Below are 19650 nucleotides of genomic sequence, written 5' to 3'. Positions count from 1 at the left end.
GGCCAATTCGCATGATGAGCATTTTTCGCAAGCTGATGCCGCGCGAGGACCGTTTCTTCGACCTGTTTAGCAAACATTCGGAAACCGTCGTCAAAGCGGCAGCAGCTCTGGACCACCTTTTGAGCGGCGTCGACGTCGAGAAAAACTGCGACCTCATCGTCGCCCTCGAAGACCAGGCGGATGATATTACCCGCGATGTGCTGCTTGCGGTGCGCCGCAGCTTCATAACGCCCTTTGATCGTGGCGATATCAAGGACCTGATCCAGTCGATGGATGACGCCATCGACATGATGCACAAGACCGTCAAGACCATCCGCCTTTTCGAACAAACGCAGTTCGACCCGCTGATGCGCGAGATGGGCCATGAAATCGTGCGCGCGGCAAACCTGATTGCCGAAGCCCTTCCGCTTCTGGAAAAGGTCGGCACCAATGCCCAGCGCCTGTCGGCGATTGCCGAAGAGGTGACCCGTGTCGAAGGCCGCTCCGACGAACTTCACGATCAGGGTCTCAAAGACCTCTTCCGGCGCCATGGCGCGGCCGGCGATGCCATGGCCTATATGATCGGCAGCGAGATCTACGGCGAACTCGAAAAGGTCGTTGACCGCTTCGAGGATGTGGCCAACGAGATCAGCGGCATCGTTATCGAGAACGTCTGATGGAAGTCGCGCTTGCACTGCCGCTGCTTGTCGGCCTCATCGCCATCGCGCTGTTCTTCGATTTTCTGAACGGTCTCCACGACGCCGCAAATTCCATCGCCACCATCGTCTCCACCCGCGTGCTGCGCCCGCAATATGCGGTGGCATGGGCGGCCTTCTTCAATTTCATCGCCTTCCTGTTCTTCGGCCTGCATGTGGCCGAAACGCTCGGCACCGGCATCATCGATCCCGGCATCGTTTCGCCGCAGGTCATCTTCGCGGCGCTGATGGGCGCCATCGTCTGGAACATCGTCACCTGGATTTTCGGAATTCCCTCCAGCTCGTCGCATGCGCTGATCGGCGGTCTCGTCGGCGCGGGATTTGCCAAGGTCGGTTTCAATTCCATCGTCTGGTCGGGTCTGCTGAAAACCGTGGGCGCGATCTTCATGTCGCCCGCCATCGGCTTCTTCCTGGCCCTCTTGCTGGTTCTCGCCGTGTCCTGGCTGTTCGTACGCCAGACGCCCTTTGCGGTGGATCGCACGTTCCGCGTCATGCAGTTCATCTCCGCCTCGCTCTACTCTCTCGGCCACGGCGGCAACGATGCGCAGAAGACCATGGGCATCATCGCCGTGCTGCTGTTCAGCCAGGGGCATCTGGGCGACAGCTTCTATGTGCCGTTCTGGGTGGTCATCTCCTGCCAGTCGGCCATGGCGCTCGGCACGCTGTTCGGCGGCTGGCGCATCGTGCACACCATGGGGTCGAAAATCACCCGGCTGAACCCGATGCAGGGATTCTGCGCCGAAACCGGTGGTGCGCTGACTTTGTTCGGTGCGACGTGGCTCGGCATTCCGGTGTCGACCACCCATACGATCACGGGTGCCATCATCGGCGTCGGCGCCGCCCGCCGCGTCTCGGCGGTGCGTTGGGGCCTTGCCGGCAACATCGTCATTGCCTGGGTCGTGACCATGCCGGCCGCCGCCCTCATATCCGCAGCCGTCTATGGGCTGACATCGCTGTTCGGCTGACACCTGAGCCGCTTGCGATTTGCCAAGGCTCCCGGAACAAAAGCCACCCTGTGGCTGTTTGATCCGGGAGACGAGGGCGACAAAGCGGATCGCGGATCATGGCACGGCAGGTTTTCTGGAAGGGTTATCTGAAGCTGTCGCTGGTGACGGCCTCCGTTTCGCTGACGCCCGCCACCACCGACAGCAACAAATACCGCTTCCATATTCTCAATCGCAAGACCGGCAATCGCGTCGAAAGCCGCTATGTCGACAGCGTCACCCACAAGCCGGTAGCTGCAAAAAACCAGGTGAAGGGTTTCCCCCGCGCCGAGGACGACTATGTGCTGCTGGAGGATGACGAGATCGACGCGGTTGCGCTCGAAAGCACCCGCACCATCGACATTAAGACCTTCGTTCCCACGGGTTCCATCGACTGGATCTGGTACGACCGTCCCCACTTCCTGCGCCCGGAGGACAAGATCGGCGCGGAAGCCTTCAGCGTGATCCGGGAAGCCATGTCGGCGAATGGTGTTGTCGGCATCGCCCGGCTCGTTCTCTATCGCCATGAAAGGGCGGTGCTGCTGGAGCCCTCCGGCAAGGGCATCATCCTCTGGACGCTGCATTATGGCGAGGAAGTGCGCGAAAGCATCGACGCGCTGGACCCGAAGATGAAGATCGAAAAGCCGCTGCTGGACGCGATGGAAAAACGCATCGACAAGCAGATGACCGGGTGGAAACCGACACTGGTGCAGGATCCGATCCAGAAAAAGATCAGCGCCCTGCTGAAAACCAAGAGCAAGGCTGCTCCCTCCCCGGAAAAGAAGACCGGCGCGAAAGCGCGTACCGGCGGCAACGTCATCAACATCATGGATGCGTTGAAGAAAAGCCTCGCCGCGGACAAAAGACACTGAGGCTTCAGCGCGCCTTTTTTGGGAGCGGCCGGGCGGCGGCGAAAAAGCCGTCCCACGGGTCCTTCTTCAGAGCGGAAAGTCTTGCCCCGATATTGTTGACGGTGAAGTAAGCCGGACCGATCTCGCCGGAGAGTTCCGCCCATTCGATCGGCGCTGAAATGGCGGCTCCCGGCCGGGCGCGCGTCGAATAGGGCGCGACAGCCGTATTGCCCCTGCCATTGCGCAGATAATCGAGGAAGATGCGGCCCTGGCGTTTCGCCTTGGTTGCCACCGAGAGGTATTTTTCGGGCTCTGCCATGGCCATGTCATCCGCCATGGCCTTCGCAAAGGCCTTCAGGGCTGGCCATCCCGCTTCCGGTTTCAACGGTGCGACGACATGCAGTCCCTTGCCGCCGGAGGTTTTCACGAAGGCGGCAAGGCCGGCCTCTTCGAAACGCCGTTTCAGTTCCAGTGCGGAATCGATCACCTCCTGCCACGACACATCCTCGCCGGGGTCGATATCCATGGTGATCATGTCGGGCTTTTCCCAGTTCGCGGTGGTCGCGCCCCATGGATGAATTTCAAGCGCAGCGGATTGCACCAGCGCCATCATGCCGTCGAAATCGGTAATCCGGATCAGCGGTTCGCCAGCCTTGTCCTTCGGATCCCTGATCTGTTCGATCGCCTTGTTGACACCGCGCCAGGCATGTTTCTGGAAAAAACGCTGCCCGTCTATCCCTTCGGGACAACGCAGTAATGCCAGAGGGCGGTTGCCGACGAAGGGAGCCATATACCGCCAGACCTGCGTATAATAATCGGCAAGCCCTTCCTTGGTCACGCCGTCATCCGGCCAATAAAGCCGGTCCGGATGGGTGAACTTGATCTTTGACTGCGGCGTCCCTTGTTCCGACACTGCTTTTTCCTCCCGTTCGATTTCCCCCGCCGGTTTATCCTCCCGCAGGCCCCGGAAAGATGCATGGCGCAGATTGCCATCCGCGGACCATGCCCGAAACTCCACTTCGGCCACCAGTTCCGGCCGGACGAAATGGAGGTCGCGGCGGGCAAGTGCCGTCAGCTTTTCGGAAAAAGGGCTTTCCTTACTCTCCAACGGCGTCAGGCGGCCAAGCAGCATTTCGGCGACTTCAGCGGTGTAGCCGGTGCCGACGCGCCCGACATGCCGCAGCTTGCCGTCCTCATAGACCCCTAGCGCCAGCGAGCCGATGGCATGGTCCGAACTGGAAGACAGGGTATAGCCGCCGATCACGAATTCCTGCCGCTTCGAGCACTTGGATTTCACCCAGTTGCCCTTGCGGCCCGAGACATATTTGCTGTCCCTGACCTTGGAGATGACACCCTCAAGGCTGAGGCGGCAGGCATGGTCGAGCACAAGCCCACCGTTTTCCTCGAAATGTTCGCTGTAGCGAAGATGACGGTTGCCGGCGGGCAGCAGCTTTTCGAGCAGCGCCTTGCGATCCATCAGCGCCGCCCCGCGCAGATCGGTGCCATCCAGATAGATCAGGTCGAAGGCATAAAAAACGAAGCGGTCGCTGCGCCCTTCGCTCAAATCCTGCTGCAAGGCCGAAAAATCGGAAGCGCCGCTCTCCCGCTCAACCACGATTTCGCCGTCGATCAGCAGCGTTTCCGCCGGCAGCGCCTTGAGCGCGCCTGCCACGGTGTCACCGAACTTCTCGGTCCAATCCAATCCGGTGCGGGTCAAAAGCTGCAGTTTGCCGTGGTCGATACGGGCCTGAAGGCGATAACCATCGAACTTGATTTCATGCAGCCAGCGCGAACCTTCGGGTGGCCGGGGTTTCAGCGTCGCCAGCGCCGGCGGCACGAAGGACGGCAGCGCCTGTTTGCGCGCGCCTTTGGGCAGGGCGTGAGCCTGCTTTTGCCCCGAGGAAGAGCTTGCGGCTTTTTTCGATACGGGTTTGGAATTCCAGGTGTCCTTCGGACTGGCCGCAACCTCCTCGACGCTGCGCCCGGTCTTTACCGATTCCGGCCGCTCCTCCAGTATATCCACACCGGCATCATGCCTTGCCTCCTCGTCGTCGCCTTTGATCAGCAGCCAGTTCTCGCGGCTTTCGCCGGGCTTTCCATGCATGCGCACCAGATGCCAGCGGCCTTTGAGCTTTTCGCCTTCCAGTTCGAATTCGAGATGGCCTTTGCGGTAGCCCTTCTTCGCGTCGCCGATCGGGTGCCATATCCCGCGATCCCAGACAATGACGGTGCCGCCGCCATATTGTCCTTTCGGGATGACACCCTCGAAATCGCCATAACTTAAGGGATGGTCCTCGACATGCACGGCAAGGCGCTTGTCTTCCGGGTCGAGGCTCGGCCCCCGCGTTACCGCCCAGCTTTTAAGGACGCCGTCCATTTCCAGTCGGAAATCGTAATGCAGGCGGCGGGCATCATGCTTCTGTATGACGAAACTCGATCCTTGAGCCTCGGCCTTCGCGCCTTTCGGCTCCGGCGTCTTGTCGAAACTGCGTTTGGCATTGTAGGTCTGCAACCCCATGGATCAGCTCGCTTTCCGGGGGATTTGCGTGCCGCGCCCGCAGCCTTCTTGTCGCCGGCTGCCCCGGCGCTGCGACGCAGTGCTTCCTTGAGATCGATGATGTTGTCCTGCCTGCGCGGCGCCTGTTTGGCGATTTCCCGGCCCTCGATCTTGGCTTTTACCAGTTCCGCCAAGGCGTCATTGTAGCGGTCGCTATAGTCAGCCGGATTGAAGGTGCCTGCGCGCGTCTTGATGATATGGCCCGCAAGCTCCAGCATCTCGTCATCGAACTGTATATCCGGAATGGACTTGAAGACGGTGGTTTGCGAGCGCACCTCATAGCTGAAATTCAGTGTCGTCGCGACGAGCGCCTTGCCGCTTGGCCGGATCAGCACAATGCGGTTGCGGCGGAAAAGCACCGCCTCGCCGAGTGCCGCGACATTCTCGTCGTCCATCGCCTTCGCCAGCAGCGTCAGGGCCTCCTCCCCGTCCTCCTGCGTCGGTGCAAGATAATAGGACTTGTCGAAATAGAGCTTGTCGATCTCGCTGCGCCCGAGGAAATGCCGGATGCGGATGACCTTGTCGTTTTCCGGCATCAACTTCGCAATCTCGTCTCCCTCGATGACGATGTGATCGCCATTGTCGAGCTCGTATCCCTTGACCTGATCCTCACGCTCGACTGCATCGCCGGTATCGCTGTCGACATATTGCCGTTCGACGCGATGGCCGGTCTTGCGGTTGACGATGTTGAAGGAAATCTTCTCCGATGCGGTGAGCGCGGCATAAAGGCCGATTTCACAGCTGAAATCGGCAAATTTCAGATGACCCTTCCAGCTCGCTCTCCGGTTCATGATCGCCGCCCATGATCATCGTGGGAGGATCGCTCTCTACCCCGGTCCGCAGCAAGAATACGTTCGATGGCGGGCAAGTCCGCCTCCGCCAGCACCGGCACGGGGTCGGATGCCATCGCCTCCAGCACCTCGGGCGAAAGGCCGCCATTGCGGATGACCCACTCCATTGCCTCGCGGGTTTGCCGTTCGGCCTTCAGCTGCGCATAAAGCGCCAGTATCAGCCGGTCGCGGACATCGAAGGGTTTTACATCTCTGTCTGAACGTTCTGCCTGCCGTTTCATGTCAAATCCCCGAGGCGCCTCAAACGATAGGACACTTGGACCCCGCCTCGGCCTGGCGGAAGACGCCATATGCGACTCTAACGATTCGGATCGCCCCTCGTTCCATCCGACACGCGGATGGGCAAGTCCTGTGACGGCCCGACCTTAGGCTGGCATGGCAGGACGGTGGGCCGGCGGCATCACAAGCCGCCGCCTCGCCCTACCTCAAACGGAATATTTCTTTCTATTGGGGGTGCTTGCCGCTCCGGAAGGCGCAACATCGGGTTTGCCGAAGAGATAACCCTGCGCCTGTGCGCAACCCTCATCAACAACCATGCGATATTGCGCATCCGTTTCGATACCCTCCGCCGTCACCGGCAGATCGAGGCTGCGGCCAAGGCCGATCACCGCACGCACGATGGCGCGGGCATTGTCATCCTCGCTCATGGCGGCGATGAAGCTGCGGTCGATCTTGATCTTGTCGAAGGGGAAGCTCTGCAGATTGCTGAGCGAGGAGTAACCGGTGCCGAAATCATCCATGACGATCGCAACGCCCAGCGCCTTCAGCTGGTTGAGGATGATCAGCGTCGCCTTGCGGTCCTTCAGGAGGGCGGCTTCGGTGATTTCCAGTTCCAGCCGGTTTGGGGAAAGCCCGGTCTGCATCAGCACGGTGCAGACGACATGGCCGAGATTTGCGAGTGAAAACTGGAGTGGCGAGACATTGACCGCGATCTTCAGATGTGGCGCCCAGGTGCTCGCCTGACGGCAGGCCTCGCGCAGCACCCATTCGCCGAGCGAGATGATGATCCCGCTTTCCTCGGCAATCGGAATGAAGACATCCGGCGGCACCACGCCCCTTGTCGGATGTTGCCAGCGCACCAGCGCCTCATAACCGACAACCTGCCCGCATTCGACGGAAAGGACCGGCTGGTAATTGAGGAGCAACTCGTTGCGGTTGATGGCAAGCCGCAGATCCGTCTCGAGCTGGCGGCGCTCGCGCGCCTCCTGATCCATCAGCGGATCGTAGAAGGACAATATTCCGCGCCCGCCCATCTTGGCACGATAGAGCGCCAGATCGGCGGCGTGCATGATGCTTTCGTCGCTATCACCGTCCCGCGGGAAGACGGCAATGCCGATGCTGACGCCGACGGCGGTCGGGTCGTTGGCGGCATTCATTTTCAACCCGAACATGGCAAGGATCGTTTCAGCGAGCAGACGGGCCTCCTCCGACTTGGTGTTCCGGGCAGTCAGGATGACGAATTCATCGCCGCCGAGACGCGCGACGACATCGCCTGCCCTTGCGCATTCGTCGAGAATGGAAGCGACCCTTTTCAGCACGCGGTCACCCTCGGCATGGCCGAATATGTCGTTGACAGCCTTGAACCGGTCGAGATCGAGCGCCAGCAGCGCAAACTCGTCCTCTTCGCTGCAATGTTCGATCTGCTGGCGAAGCCGCGTCTGGAACATGGTCCGGTTCGAAAGGCCCGTCAGCACATCGTGCCGCGCGAGATATTCGATTTCCCGCTGCGCTTCCCGCTTTTCCGTCAGGTCGCGAATGGCCAGAACTTCGCAGGGATGGCCGCGATATTCGATGGTGCGCACGGCAAGTTCAAATACCTGCGCCCGCTCCCCACGTTCGCGGATTGCCTCCACCGGCGCGTGGCGCGGCAGATAGGTCGGCTGCCCATCGATAGCCCTGAAGAGGTCATCGGGATTTTTGCCGATCAGGGACACCTCGTCGCTGCCGAGAAGTCCGGCAAAACGGGTGTTCAGCTCGACGATACGACCGTCACGCACAACAGCAAGGCCATCCAGCGTGGCATCGACAAGACCCTTGAGGTCGACAAGATAGCGATCCACCAGCGCGGCGGTGGCTGTCGTCGACAGGATGAGGAAGGTCACGCCGGAAACGGCGCCGATCATGATCAGTCTGGCGAGGTTGTCGGGATCGGGACCGGAAACGGAGGGATCAGGCGACAGGACAGTGGCCGACATGGCGGTAAAATGCAGCGCGCAGATCGCCAGGATGGATGATGCCGCCGGAACGATGATGCGCTGTTTCCACGAACCGGAACGACGGAAAAGGAAGAAGGCCAGAAGAAAGAACACCCAGGCAACGGCAAAACCGCCGAAGATCGGCCCCCAGCGGTAGCTGATCGTTGCGGCCACATCCATTCCCGCCATGCCCACGAAGTGCATGACGGCGACCGACAAGGTTACGAGCGTTCCGACGACGACAGGGCTGTAGCTTGCCCGCGTGCGGACATTGAGCGCCAGCCAGAACCCCAGGACGGCCAGAACCGCCGAGAGCGCCGTGAACTGAAAATCAAAACCGATGGGGACTGCCCCCTCATAGGCAAGCATGGCGACGAAATGCGTGGCCCAGACGCTGAGCCCCGCAGCAAAGGCGGCAACCAGCACCCAATAGGGTTTGCGGCCAGCCGGACTTTCTTCCGCGCGCAATAAAAGGTGAAAAAAGGCAAGCATTCCGAGCAGGCAGATAGATGCCGCAAGAAGGACGATCGCCCGATCGTGTTGTACGGCAACGCATTCCAGAACCGTGAACATGATGCACTCTCCCAGCCTGTGAGAACCGCCCACGATCGCACTATGGAGTTGGTTTATTTATAAATCTCTAATGCAACTTTGGATAATTGATTGATCTCATCGACAACGAGCCGAAATGCGTTGAGCCGACGCGTCAGCCCATCGGGCTTTTGCGATCGGCGCAACGAACGCCAAGAGAAAACGCCTTTATTTCCAGCTTCGATAGTCATCCCCGGCGCAACCGAAAGGTGCCGGGCCATCGGCAAAACGCTCCTGCAGGCGCGCGCAGCCCCAGTCGTTGAGCGCTGCGGGCATCATGTTGTTGAGGTCCATGCCCGGAGAGTTGAATTGCGAGGGGGCGCTGGTCACGTACCACAGCCAGTATCCGAACGTTGCAACGACGATAAAGGCGACGATTGCAAGGAACATTGCCAGTCTTCGCACAAGGCTCGGGGCTTTTGTCACCGCCGCACCGGGGTCGGATATGCCCTCCTGCTCACGGCTCGCAACCACTGGGCCGAGAGAAGCAAGCGCTTCCGCTCTTTCCTTTTCCGTAAGCTCAATCCGCTGCAGCTGATCGTCAAGCAGAACGGGCAGCGGGGTTTCACCGTGCCAGACCGCCAGCGCGACATCGTATTTTCCGGTGTGGCCGACGACGACGGGAATTCGTCCCCTTTCCAGATGCGTAAAGGACTGCCTCTTCGTCTTCCCTTCCCTGACCGTATCGGCATAGGTCACGAAAAGACGGCTGCGTTTTTCGGCAACCGCCGTCAGCGCGACGGGAATGACGGTCAATGGCGCAGGGTGCCGTAACCGCAGCCCGGCCCGCAAACTGCGGATAAGGGTAAACAGCATGGCGATACTGCCGAAACCGAGCAGGGCAACGAACACGCCAAGGGTTATGATCCGGTTCCAGAGCATATCGAGGCCAAGCGAAATCGTTGCAAGTTCCGGGTTCTTCGCGGAAATGACGAGGCCGGTTTCATAGTCGCCGGAATGGAAATCGACGAACATGACCTCGACATCCTTCCTGTAACTCACGCCGGCATGGTCGTAGGAAAGATCCGCCTCGCAGGTCGTGAAAATCGCCTTGCGGGTTTTGCAGCTGCCGTTGATATCGCCGCTTTCAATCTCCAGCGGGTCGCGGCTGATCTGATAGTCGCGCAACACGCCCGGGCCCTCGGCCACGAGCATGACGGCCGTAATCACCAACAGCACCGGGATAGAAAAATAATAGGCCGTCGGCACCGAAATGACGCCGCGCTTCAAGCTGAGCGGCCTTGCGGGAAGTTTTATCTGTGGGAAGCTCATGGTGGCCAACGTATTTGGGGGAACGCGAGCGGAGTCTGGGAATCCCGCTCTCAGGGAAGGACGATCACCGGACGGTCTAACCCGCTGAAGCCATCGCGAAAACCCCAAGATTTCAAGGATGCCGGCCTAATCATTCGCAAGCCGGTCCTGTTCCACTAGCCGACAGGCCGTCGAGGGAAGCACAAAAAAAGGGCGGTTGAATAACCGCCCGTCTCATCTTTTCCGCTTGGTGATGCGCCGTCACTGCTTCGTCACGTTTTCCAGCCGCGTCGTCTGGCTGGGGTGACCGACATAGTCCTTGACACGCGCATTCAATACGATCGGTTCGTATCTCTCGAAGAGAGGCAGAACCGCAGGCTTCTGCGCCACGAACATTTCCTGCATCTCAGTGTAGATTTCCCCGCGCTTCTTGGCATCCGGCTCAAGGGAGGCCTTTGCGGTCAGAGCCGTCAGTTCCGGAATGTCCCAGGCCGAGCGCCAGACGAAATTGCCGGCATTGTTGGCAGCAAGCGAGTTGTCGGGGTTGCTGGAGAACTGCTCCATCGAGCCGAGCACGTTGGGCATATAGGCGCCCGTCTGCGGAATGAGCAGATCGAAATCCCGCGCGCGGTGAGCGGCAATCACGTCCGAACCGTTGCCCTGCTGGATGTTCACCTTGATGCCGACCTGGCTGAGCGATGCCTGGATGGCGGTGGCGAGATCGATACGTGGCGTTTGGGCAATTGTCTTCAGATTGAGCGTGAAGCCGTTCTCGTAACCCGCCTCCTTCAGAAGAGCCTTCGCCTTCGGAACGTCAAGCTTCCAGTCCGGGCTCGGAATGGCATATTCGAAATTCTCCGGCACCGGCACCGTGCGCGCCCGGCCATATGGACCCATGATGGTCTTTTCCATGCCCTTGTAGTCGATGCCATAAGCAATCGCTTCGCGGACCTTGGGGTTGGACAAAGGCTCCTTGCCGGCATTCATCGACAGGACATAGAAACCGCCCGTCGGCACGCGCTGGATCTGGAAACCTTCCTTGTTGTTGAAGGTCGCAAGGTCGGCGGCCGTCAACGCGCTGGCGATGTCGATATCGCCTCGCTCCAGCATCAGGCGCTCCACCTGGCTTTCCGGCACATGCCGCACGATGACGCGACGCATCTTCGGTTCGCCGGCGACATAATCCTTGTTGGCTTCAAGGATGATGATTTCATTGGGCGACCAGCGATTGAGCGTGAAGGGGCCGGAGCCGGCGGAATTTGTCCGCAGCCATGCATTTCCCCAATCACCATCAACTTCATGGGACTTGAGTTCCTTGCTGTCGACGATACTGGCAATGACCATGGCCAGACGATAGAGCAGCAATTCGGACGTCGTTTCGCCTGACAGTTCGATGCGAACCGTCTTTTCGTCCGGGGCGCTCACCAGCTTGTCGACATTTTCAGCGTTGTAACCAACACGCTTGAGGTTGGCGGCAGCCGCCTGGTTCATTTTCAAAAGACGGCTGAACGAATAAACGACATCCGCCGAGGTCACGGGATTGCCCGACGCGAAATTGGCCTCGCGAAGATGAAAGGTGATGCCCTTGTCATCCGTCTCCCAGCGCTCCGCCAGCTGCGGTGAAACTTTTCCCGAACCATCGACCGAGATCAGCCGATCATAAAGATTGGCCATGATTTCATTGGCTTTGGCTTCCGTCGCCTGATGCGGGTCAAGTGACAGCACCTGGGCGAGCGACGTCCCGACGACGAGCTGGTCGTTGGGTGTCTTGGCCGCGATCGGGGACGCCTGCACCAGCATGGCGCCCAGAACGGTGGTGAATGCGAGACGGATCATTGATTTTTTCATACCTGCTCCTCCTACAGATCGGTAATTGCATTGGTGAAGCCGGCAGCGCCACGACGCACCAACCGGCTGAAACAGTCAAAGATGATTGTTATTGAGCGCCTCGATCAGCGCGGCGATATAGCCGTAGCAGAACCCGAAGGCGACACCGACGGGATCGCGGCCCGCAATCGTCGGCACATGATCGGGCATGATCATGTAGCGATAGCCAAGTTCATGGTAGAGCTTCAGCGAACGCACCATGTCCATGTCGCCCTCATCGGGGAATGTCTCCATGAACGACAGCTTGCCGCCGCTGATGTTGCGGAAGTGGACGTTGAAAATCTTGTCGCGGCTGCCGAACCAGCGGATGATCTCGTCGATCTCCTCACGCGGATTGTCGAGCATCTCGCCGATCGATCCCTGGCAGAAATTCAGTCCGTGATAGGGCTTTCCCGCATCTGTACGAATTTCTTCAGGCCCTCGACGGTGCCGAGCACCCGGGTGACACCCTTGTAACCCGGCGGGGTATAGGGATCATGCGGATGGCACGCCAAGCGGACCTTGTTGCTTTCGGCAACCGGAACCACGCGCTCGAGGAAATAATCGATACGCTCCCAGTTCTCGTCTTCGGACAGAACACCGGCAAGGCCCGGAGCGGCGTCATGGTCCGCCCTGTCCCAGCGCCAGGCTTCATTGAGCGAACCGCCGCGGCCGCGCTCCATTTCCGTGCGCGGAATGCCGATGAGGTTGAGATTGTATTTCGCCGCCGGAATGCCGGCCCGGGCGATATCCTCTATCATCCTGCAGACGGCATCGATCTGCCTGTCTCGCTCTGGCCCCGCAAGCAGGATATCGGGAAACGACGCCTGTTCGATGGGCCGGGACGGCAGCGGCAGCTGCACCATGTCAAGGACAAGACCAAAGCTTTCGACCTTGTCACGGTGACGCTCAAAATCCTCAAAGGTCCAGCTCGCGGGCGCTCCAGGCGGATCGGCGTTGATATTCCTGACGCCAAGCTGCGCCCAAACCCTGTAATCCTCGTCGTCGCGTGCTGCCACCTGAGTGCCGACATACATCGATTCTCTCCCTCTCCATGCTAGTCATCATATGACATCGCATGAAATAAGATGAGTGTCGAGATGCTATTGCGCCTCGGAAAGCAACCTGTACCGACGCTGGCTTGCAAGCATGTGATCGCGCATGGCTTTGCGCGCGGCATCCGGATCCTGCTCGACGATGGCGCGCAGGATTGCCTCATGCTCGGCCTGCACCTTGCGAAGATAATCCGCATTGCCCGTTTCCGGCAGCGTCGGAAACTGCCCGCGCGGTATAGACCGTGAGCCGAACTGGCGCAGCGCCTCCAGATAGAAACGATTGTTGGTTGCCACCGCAATCGCCGTGTGGAATTCGTAATCGGCCTCAACCGTGGTTTCGCCCGCATCGATGGCCCGGGCCATTTTCCGATGGGCTGCGGAAATTGCCGCCTCCTGCTGGGCTGTGCGGCGATAAGCGGCGATTGCCGCCGCCTCCCCTTCGGTTGCGAGCCGAAACTCGAGCATTTCCAGAGTTTCCGCAATCGTACCCACTTCGGATTGCGTCAGCTTCACACCCGCCCACTCGCCGGCATTGCTGACGAAAACGCCTTTGCCCTGGATGGGAATGACATAACCGGAAGAACGCAGGTCCGCGATCGCTTCGCGAACCACCGTGCGGCTTACGCCATAGGTGCGCTCAAGCTGCGGTTCCGTGGGAAGCTGATCGCCGCTCTTCAGTTTTCCACTGCGAATTTCTGCACTGAGATTATCGATGATCTGCTGTGCCCGCCGCTCCCGCGGCTTTTCCCTGTCGCCCATCATGCCACTCTTCCCTCTTGCAGAAAACGAATCCCTTCGCTACTCATATGATGACGTGGCGTTACGTCATATGTTTTCATGTTAGCTCAGGAGGAGTTGGGATGAAGTACCATCAAAAGTTTTTGCAAGGTAGAATTGCGCGTCTGCGGCGAGCGGTTCAAAACGTGGCATCGCTGACAGCGTCTTCCGGTGGAAGTGTGACCTGCGATGACTGAAATTTCACTGCGCGGGCTCGGACATCGCTTCCTGCAACTTGTCGTCAGCCTCTTCATCCTGCTCTGCATCACCTTCATCATTGGCCGGGTGATGCCGACCGACCCGGTCGGGGCGATCGTCGGTGAGCTTGCAGATCCCAAGGCCTATGAAGCCATGCGGACCCGGCTTGGACTTGATCTGCCGCTTTACCAGCAGTTCTTCATCTATCTGCGCGGCCTGCTTCACGGCGATTTCGGCATCGCTATCCTGACCGGAAACCCGGTAACGCGGGACCTGGCGCAGGCCTTCCCGGCCACGCTGGAACTGGCGACGCTGGCAATCATCATCTCCACGGTGATCGGCGTGCCGCTCGGTCTCGCCGCCGCCCTTTTCCGCGATACGTTCATCGACAAGTTCGCGCGTGTCTTTGCGCTGGTGGGGCATTCGATACCCGTCTTCTGGTTCGGTATCGTCGGGCTCGTGATTTTTTATGCCAACCTCAACCTTGTCGCCGGGCCCGGTCGCGTGGACGTCTTTTATGAAGGCCTCGTCGAACCGAAGACAGGACTGATGCTGGTCGACAGCCTCCTTGCGGGTGAGACGGAAATCTTCTGGAACGCGCTCGCACATATCATGCTGCCGGCGGTCATCCTTGCCTATATGGCCATGGCCTACATCACCCGCATGACACGCGCCTTCACCCTGGAGCAGCTCAGCCAGGACTATGTGATTGCGGCGCGTGCCAAGGGCGTCAGCCCCGCGCGGACCATAACCCGCCACGTACTGCCGAACATTGCGGTGCAGCTGATCACCGTTCTCGCCATCTCCTATGGCAACCTGCTGGAAGGCGCCGTGGTCACCGAAATCGTCTTTTCCTGGCCTGGTATCGGACAATATATGACGAATGCCCTGCTTATCGGCGACATGAACGCGATCCTCGCAGCCACGATCGTCATCGGCTTCATCTTCATGATGCTGAACTTCCTTGCAGACGTGGCCTATACCACACTCGACCCGCGGACACGGGAGGTCGCTCGATGACCGATATCACACAGAACAATCCCGTGCAGAGCCGCAGTGCCTTGTCACGTCTATCAGCCACAACGGTGCGGACACTGCAAAAGCTTGGTGACGAGCCGCTTGGAATGTTCGGCTTTGCCATTCTCGCCATTCTGGTCATCGTCGCCATTTTCGCGCCGCTCATTGCGCCCTACGATCCGGTAAGTCAGGCGCTCGACAACGCGCTTCAACCTCCCAGCTGGGCGCATCTGGCCGGAACCGACGAATTTGGCCGCGATATTTTCAGCCGCCTCGTCTATGGCACGCGCATCACCATCCAGACTGTTTTGTCGGTCTCGGTCATCGTCGGCCCGATCGGGCTTGCAATCGGCGTCATGGCCGGTTTTTTCGGCGGCCGCACTGATGCCATTCTGATGCGTGCGACCGATATTGTCCTTTCCTTCCCTTCGCTCGTCCTGGCGCTTGCCTTTGCCGCTGCGATGGGGGCGGGTCTTGGCACGGCCATCATCGCAATCTCGCTGACCGCCTGGCCGCCTATCGCGCGTCTGGCGCGTGCCGAAGCGCTGGTGGTGCGAAACACGGATTATGTCGCTGCCGCACGCCTTTACGGGGCATCGCCGCTGCGCATCCTGTTTCTTTATATCGCACCAATGTGCATTCCCTCGGTCATCGTCAGACTGACGTTGAACATGGCCGGCATCATCCTGACGGCCGCCTCACTTGGCTTCCTCGGTCTCGGCGCGCAGCCGCCGCTTCCCGAATGGGGCGCGATGATCTCCAGCGGCCGTAAATTCATGCTCGATTACTGGTGGGTCGCCGTCATGCCCGGCATCGCGATCCTTTTGACGAGCCTTGCCTTCAACATCGCCGGCGATACGCTGCGCGACCTGCTGGATCCGCGTCATGCCCGTTCCTGATAGCTCACCCATTCTCTCGGTCCGCGACCTCAATGTCCGTTTCGGCCGTAACACCATTCCGGCCGTCTCCAATGTCAATTTCGACGTCGGCCGTGAAAGGGTCGGTATTGTCGGCGAGTCCGGCTCCGGAAAGTCCACGACCGGGCGCGCCGCCATGCGGCTTCTGCCCAAAAGCGCCACCGTAACGGCGGAGCGCATGGATTTCCTCGCCGAACCCCTGCTTGAAAAATCCGAGCGCCAGATGGGTGCGATCCGCGGCAGCGAGATGGCGCTCATCATGCAGGACCCGCGTTATTCGCTCAATCCGGTCCTGCCGATTGGAAAGCAGGTGGCGGAGGCGGCCGAGCTGCATCTGGCGCTGACCGGCAAAGCCGCCAGAAATGCCGCGCGCGACATGCTCTTGCGCGTGCGCATCAACGATCCTGACCGCGTGATGGGGCTTTATCCGCACCAGATTTCGGGCGGCATGGGACAGCGCGTGATGATCGCCATGATGCTGCTTGCGAAACCCAAGCTGGTGATTGCCGACGAACCGACCTCGGCCCTCGATGTCAGTGTCCGCAAGGATGTCCTTCTGCTGCTGGACGAGATGGTGCGCGAGAATAATTCCGGCCTCATCCTCATCAGCCACGATATCCGCATGGTCGCCGCCTTCTGCGAACGCGTGCTGGTCATGTATGGCGGACGCGTCGTGGAGACGCTTTCGAAGCTCGAAGATGCGCAACATCCCTATACGCGGGGCCTGATCGCGGCGATGCCCGATCCCCGCAACCCGGTCCGGCGCCTCAAGGTGCTGGATCGCCAGGCAATCGATGCGGAGGTGATGCGATGATCACGGTAGACAAGCTCGATGTCGTCTACGGCACGAAAGAAAACCGCAACCACGTCGTGCGCGACATCAGTTTTCGCGTCAATAAAGGCGAGACACTCGGCATCGTCGGCGAAAGCGGCTGCGGCAAGTCGACATTGCTGCGGTCACTGGCGGGGCTGGAAGCCGGCTGGACCGGATCGATCAGCTTCGACGGCAAGCCGGTCGGCAAGGTTCGCAGCCGCGAGGAGCTGAAGCTGGCGCAGATGGTGTTTCAGGATCCCTACGGTTCCCTGCACCCACGCCACCGCATCGGCCGGGCTCTGGCCGAACCGATCCGCTCGATGGGGCTTGGCGATGGCTGGTCGAAAGTGCCGGCCGCGCTGCAGCAGGTCGGCCTGCCCGCGCATTTTGCCGAGCGCTTCCCGCATGAGCTGTCCGGCGGCCAGCGTCAGCGTGTGGCGATTGCCCGCGCGCTTATCCTCGAGCCGCCGATCCTGCTGCTCGACGAGCCGACATCCGCGCTCGACGTCTCCATTCAGGCGGAAATCCTGAACCTGCTGGCCGATCAGCGTGAAGACCAGAACCTCACCTTCGTTCTCGTCAGCCACGACCTGTCGGTCATTGCCCATATGTGCGACCGTGTTCTGGTCATGCAGAATGGCGTTTTTGTCGATGAGTTGACCAAGGCTGATCTTGAAGCCGGCATCACACACGCAGCCTATTCTGGCGAGCTCTTCGAAAGCAGCTTCCTCTGAAACCGTGATGGAGCGGCGAGCCACGATTGGACCAAGAAGACCGCTCCAGCAACCTTATCCAAGGTGATGTGGAAGACAGGAACGCCCGTTCATTATTTGTTCTGGCCTGCTGTTTGAGTTTTTGCTAATCATTGCGACAAGAGTGCAAAAATGACCGGCCGTCATCAGACGGCTGGCATTTTTGAATAAGGCCGTCGTCGTGCGGATAGGCAAATATCAAGGATGCAGGCATGGCGGTTGCCTATCTGGACAAACTGAACGAGCAGCAGCGCAAGGCCGTGGAACATGGCGTTGGACTTTCAGACGGGCACACGGCCGGACCATTGCTGATCATCGCCGGCGCCGGTTCGGGCAAGACCAACACGCTGGCGCACCGGGTGGCGCATCTGATCGTCAATGGCGCCGATCCCCGCCGAATCCTGCTGATGACCTTTTCACGCCGCGCCGCTTCCGAAATGTCGCGCCGTGTCGAGCGGATATGCAAACAGGTCATCGGCACCAATGCCGGAACCCTGACGGATGCGCTGGCCTGGTCCGGCACGTTTCACGGGATCGGCGCGCGCCTCCTGCGGATTTATGCGGAACAGGTCGGGCTGAACGTGGACTTCACCATCCATGACCGCGAAGACAGCGCCGATCTGATGAACCTTGCCCGTCACGAGCTGGGCTTCTCCAAGACCGAGAGCCGTTTTCCAACCAAGGGAACCTGTCTTGCGATCTATTCGCGCGCCGTCAACTCGCAGACGCCGTTGAAGGAAATCCTGCGCCAGCATTATCCATGGGTCTCCAGCTGGGAAGCCGAGCTCAAGCAATTATTCGCCGCCTATGTGGAGGCCAAGCAGGCCCAGAACGTGCTCGATTATGACGATCTTCTGCTTTACTGGGCCCAGATGGTCAGCGATCCCGACCTGGCCGGCGATATCGGCGATCGTTTCGACCATGTGATGGTCGACGAATATCAGGATACCAACCGGCTGCAGGCCTCGGTGCTGATGGCGTTGAAACCGGGCGGTCGCGGGCTGACCGTGGTGGGTGACGACGCCCAGTCGATCTATTCCTTCCGGGCAGCGACGGTACGCAATATCCTGGATTTCCCGGCATCCTTCAGCCCGGCCGCCGACATTATCACCCTTGATCGCAACTATCGCTCAACGCAGCCGATACTGGCTGCGGCCAACAGCGTCATCGACCTTGCCCGTGAGCGGTTCACCAAAAACCTCTGGACCGAACGACAGTCACTCGAGCGACCGAAGCTCGTGACGGTAAAGGACGAAACCGAGCAGGCGAACTTCATCATCGACCAGGTGCTGGCCAATCGTGAGACCGGCATGACACTGAAGCAGCAGGCGGTGCTGTTTCGCACCTCCAGTCACAGCGGCCCGCTCGAGATCGAGCTGACACGCCGCAACATTCCCTTCGTCAAATTTGGCGGCCTGAAGTTTCTCGACAGCGCCCATGTGAAGGACATGCTGGCGGTATTGCGGTTCGCGCAGAACCCGCGCGACCGGGTTGCCGGTTTCCGGCTTCTCCAGATGCTGCCGGGTATCGGCCCGAAAAAAGCCGGCAGTATTCTCGATACGATCGCAGCAGACCCCGAGCCATTGCTCGCCCTTGCCGAAATTCCGCCACCACCCAAAACCGGCGATGACTGGGTATCCTTCGTTCAATTGCTGGCGAACCTGCGAAAATCGCACGGTGGCTGGCCATCGGATATCGAGCACGCGCGGCTCTGGTACGAGCCTCATCTTGAGCGCATCCATGAGGATGCGGAGACCCGCAAGGCCGATTTGCTGCAACTTGAGCAGATTGCCGGCGGCTACCCCTCCCGTGAACGTTTCCTGACCGAACTGACCCTCGATCCGCCGGATGCCACCAGCGACCAGGCGGGCGTGCCGCTTCTCGATGAGGATTACCTGACCCTTTCAACCATTCATTCGGCCAAAGGCCAGGAATGGCGTTCCGTCTTCATCCTGAATGTGGTCGATGGCTGCATCCCCTCTGATCTCGGCGTCGGCTCCACGCATGAAGTCGAGGAAGAACGCCGGCTGCTTTATGTCGCCATGACACGCGCCAAGGACAGCCTGTCGCTGATAACGCCGCAACGGTTCTTCACCCATGGCCAGAATGCGCAGGGAGACCGGCATGTTTACGCGGCAAGAACCCGCTTCATACCGGCAACTCTGTTGCAATTCTTCGAAACCGCCACCTGGCCGCTGGTTTCGGCCGCTGCCTCCGAGCGCAGCGCGCAGCAGATCCGCATCGATGTCGGCGCGCGGATGCGAGCAATGTGGAAGTAAG

The 19650-nt window shown here is 59.9% G+C and carries 14 protein-coding genes and 2 pseudogenes; 8 read left to right on the top strand and 8 right to left on the bottom strand.

Annotated elements, in window-relative coordinates; translation table 11 throughout:
• Positions 1 to 11 precede the first annotated feature (11 nt).
• From G3A56_RS24990 to ku (G3A56_RS24980), 3 genes are all read left to right on the top strand, one after another.
• Positions 12 to 656: a DUF47 domain-containing protein gene (locus G3A56_RS24990; protein WP_082184780.1), complete on the top strand. Its 645-nt coding sequence runs from the start codon at positions 12 to 14 to the stop codon at positions 654 to 656.
• Positions 656 to 1660, top strand: coding sequence for an inorganic phosphate transporter (locus G3A56_RS24985; protein WP_082184781.1), 1005 nt, complete (start codon positions 656 to 658; stop codon positions 1658 to 1660). The genes G3A56_RS24990 and G3A56_RS24985 overlap by 1 nt, the downstream gene beginning before the upstream one ends.
• Positions 1661 to 1758: 98 nt before the next feature.
• Positions 1759 to 2550, top strand: a complete 792-nt coding sequence (gene ku / locus G3A56_RS24980; protein WP_082184782.1) for a non-homologous end joining protein Ku — start codon at positions 1759 to 1761, stop codon at positions 2548 to 2550.
• Positions 2551 to 2554: 4 nt separating this feature from the next.
• Here ku (G3A56_RS24980) and ligD read toward each other — a convergent pair whose 3' ends face one another.
• From ligD to G3A56_RS24940, 8 genes and pseudogenes are all read right to left on the bottom strand, one after another.
• A complete protein-coding gene (gene ligD / locus G3A56_RS24975) occupies positions 2555 to 5047 on the bottom strand; it encodes a DNA ligase D (RefSeq protein WP_082184783.1) in 2493 nt (830 codons plus the stop codon).
• An 11-nt stretch (positions 5048 to 5058) separates the two neighbouring features.
• A pseudogene (gene ku / locus G3A56_RS24970) lies at positions 5059 to 5877 on the bottom strand (non-homologous end joining protein Ku); the annotation flags it as partial.
• A complete protein-coding gene (locus G3A56_RS24965) occupies positions 5874 to 6158 on the bottom strand; it encodes a hypothetical protein (RefSeq protein WP_082184785.1) in 285 nt (94 codons plus the stop codon). The pseudogene ku (G3A56_RS24970) and the gene G3A56_RS24965, both read right to left, overlap by 4 nt.
• A 204-nt stretch (positions 6159 to 6362) precedes the next feature.
• Positions 6363 to 8705 carry a bifunctional diguanylate cyclase/phosphodiesterase gene (locus G3A56_RS24960; protein WP_082184786.1) on the bottom strand — a complete coding sequence of 781 codons (2343 nt, stop codon included), beginning with the start codon at positions 8703 to 8705 and terminating at the stop codon, positions 6363 to 6365.
• Positions 8706 to 8891: 186 nt separating this feature from the next.
• On the bottom strand, positions 8892 to 9995 hold the full coding sequence (locus tag G3A56_RS24955; protein WP_137067629.1) for a hypothetical protein: 1104 nt from the start codon (positions 9993 to 9995) through the stop codon (positions 8892 to 8894).
• A 240-nt stretch (positions 9996 to 10235) separates the two neighbouring features.
• On the bottom strand, positions 10236 to 11774 hold the full coding sequence (locus tag G3A56_RS24950) for an ABC transporter substrate-binding protein (protein WP_425503387.1): 1539 nt from the start codon (positions 11772 to 11774) through the stop codon (positions 10236 to 10238).
• A gap of 123 nt (positions 11775 to 11897) precedes the next feature.
• Positions 11898 to 12877 (bottom strand): annotated as a pseudogene (locus G3A56_RS24945) (mannonate dehydratase).
• A 66-nt stretch (positions 12878 to 12943) separates the two neighbouring features.
• Complete coding sequence (locus tag G3A56_RS24940) at positions 12944 to 13657, bottom strand: FadR/GntR family transcriptional regulator (protein WP_082184789.1); 714 nt, start codon at positions 13655 to 13657, stop codon at positions 12944 to 12946.
• Positions 13658 to 13861: 204 nt separating this feature from the next.
• On the opposite strand from G3A56_RS24940, the gene G3A56_RS24935 reads away from it, so the two are divergent.
• The 5 genes from G3A56_RS24935 (at position 13862) to G3A56_RS24915 (ending at position 19649) form a co-directional block, all read left to right on the top strand.
• Positions 13862 to 14890 carry an ABC transporter permease gene (locus G3A56_RS24935; protein ID WP_082184790.1) on the top strand — a complete coding sequence of 343 codons (1029 nt, stop codon included), beginning with the start codon at positions 13862 to 13864 and terminating at the stop codon, positions 14888 to 14890.
• 104 nt (positions 14891 to 14994) lie between these two features.
• Positions 14995 to 15786 carry an ABC transporter permease gene (locus tag G3A56_RS24930; RefSeq protein ID WP_374705102.1) on the top strand — a complete coding sequence of 264 codons (792 nt, stop codon included), beginning with the start codon at positions 14995 to 14997 and terminating at the stop codon, positions 15784 to 15786.
• A complete protein-coding gene (locus G3A56_RS24925) occupies positions 15773 to 16618 on the top strand; it encodes an ABC transporter ATP-binding protein (protein ID WP_003499386.1) in 846 nt (281 codons plus the stop codon). Before G3A56_RS24930 ends, G3A56_RS24925 begins: the two co-directional genes overlap by 14 nt.
• Positions 16615 to 17352, top strand: a complete 738-nt coding sequence (locus G3A56_RS24920; protein WP_082184792.1) for an ABC transporter ATP-binding protein — start codon at positions 16615 to 16617, stop codon at positions 17350 to 17352. Before G3A56_RS24925 ends, G3A56_RS24920 begins: the two co-directional genes overlap by 4 nt.
• Before the next feature lie 230 nt (positions 17353 to 17582).
• A complete protein-coding gene (locus G3A56_RS24915) occupies positions 17583 to 19649 on the top strand; it encodes an ATP-dependent helicase (protein ID WP_082184793.1) in 2067 nt (688 codons plus the stop codon).
• The last annotated feature ends 1 nt before the right edge of the window (position 19650 follow it).

This window comes from Rhizobium oryzihabitans (assembly GCF_010669145.1).
GTDB lineage: Bacteria > Pseudomonadota > Alphaproteobacteria > Rhizobiales > Rhizobiaceae > Agrobacterium > Agrobacterium oryzihabitans.
Note: the sequence above shows the minus strand (reverse complement) of the source record. Positions and strands in the feature narration are given on the sequence as shown.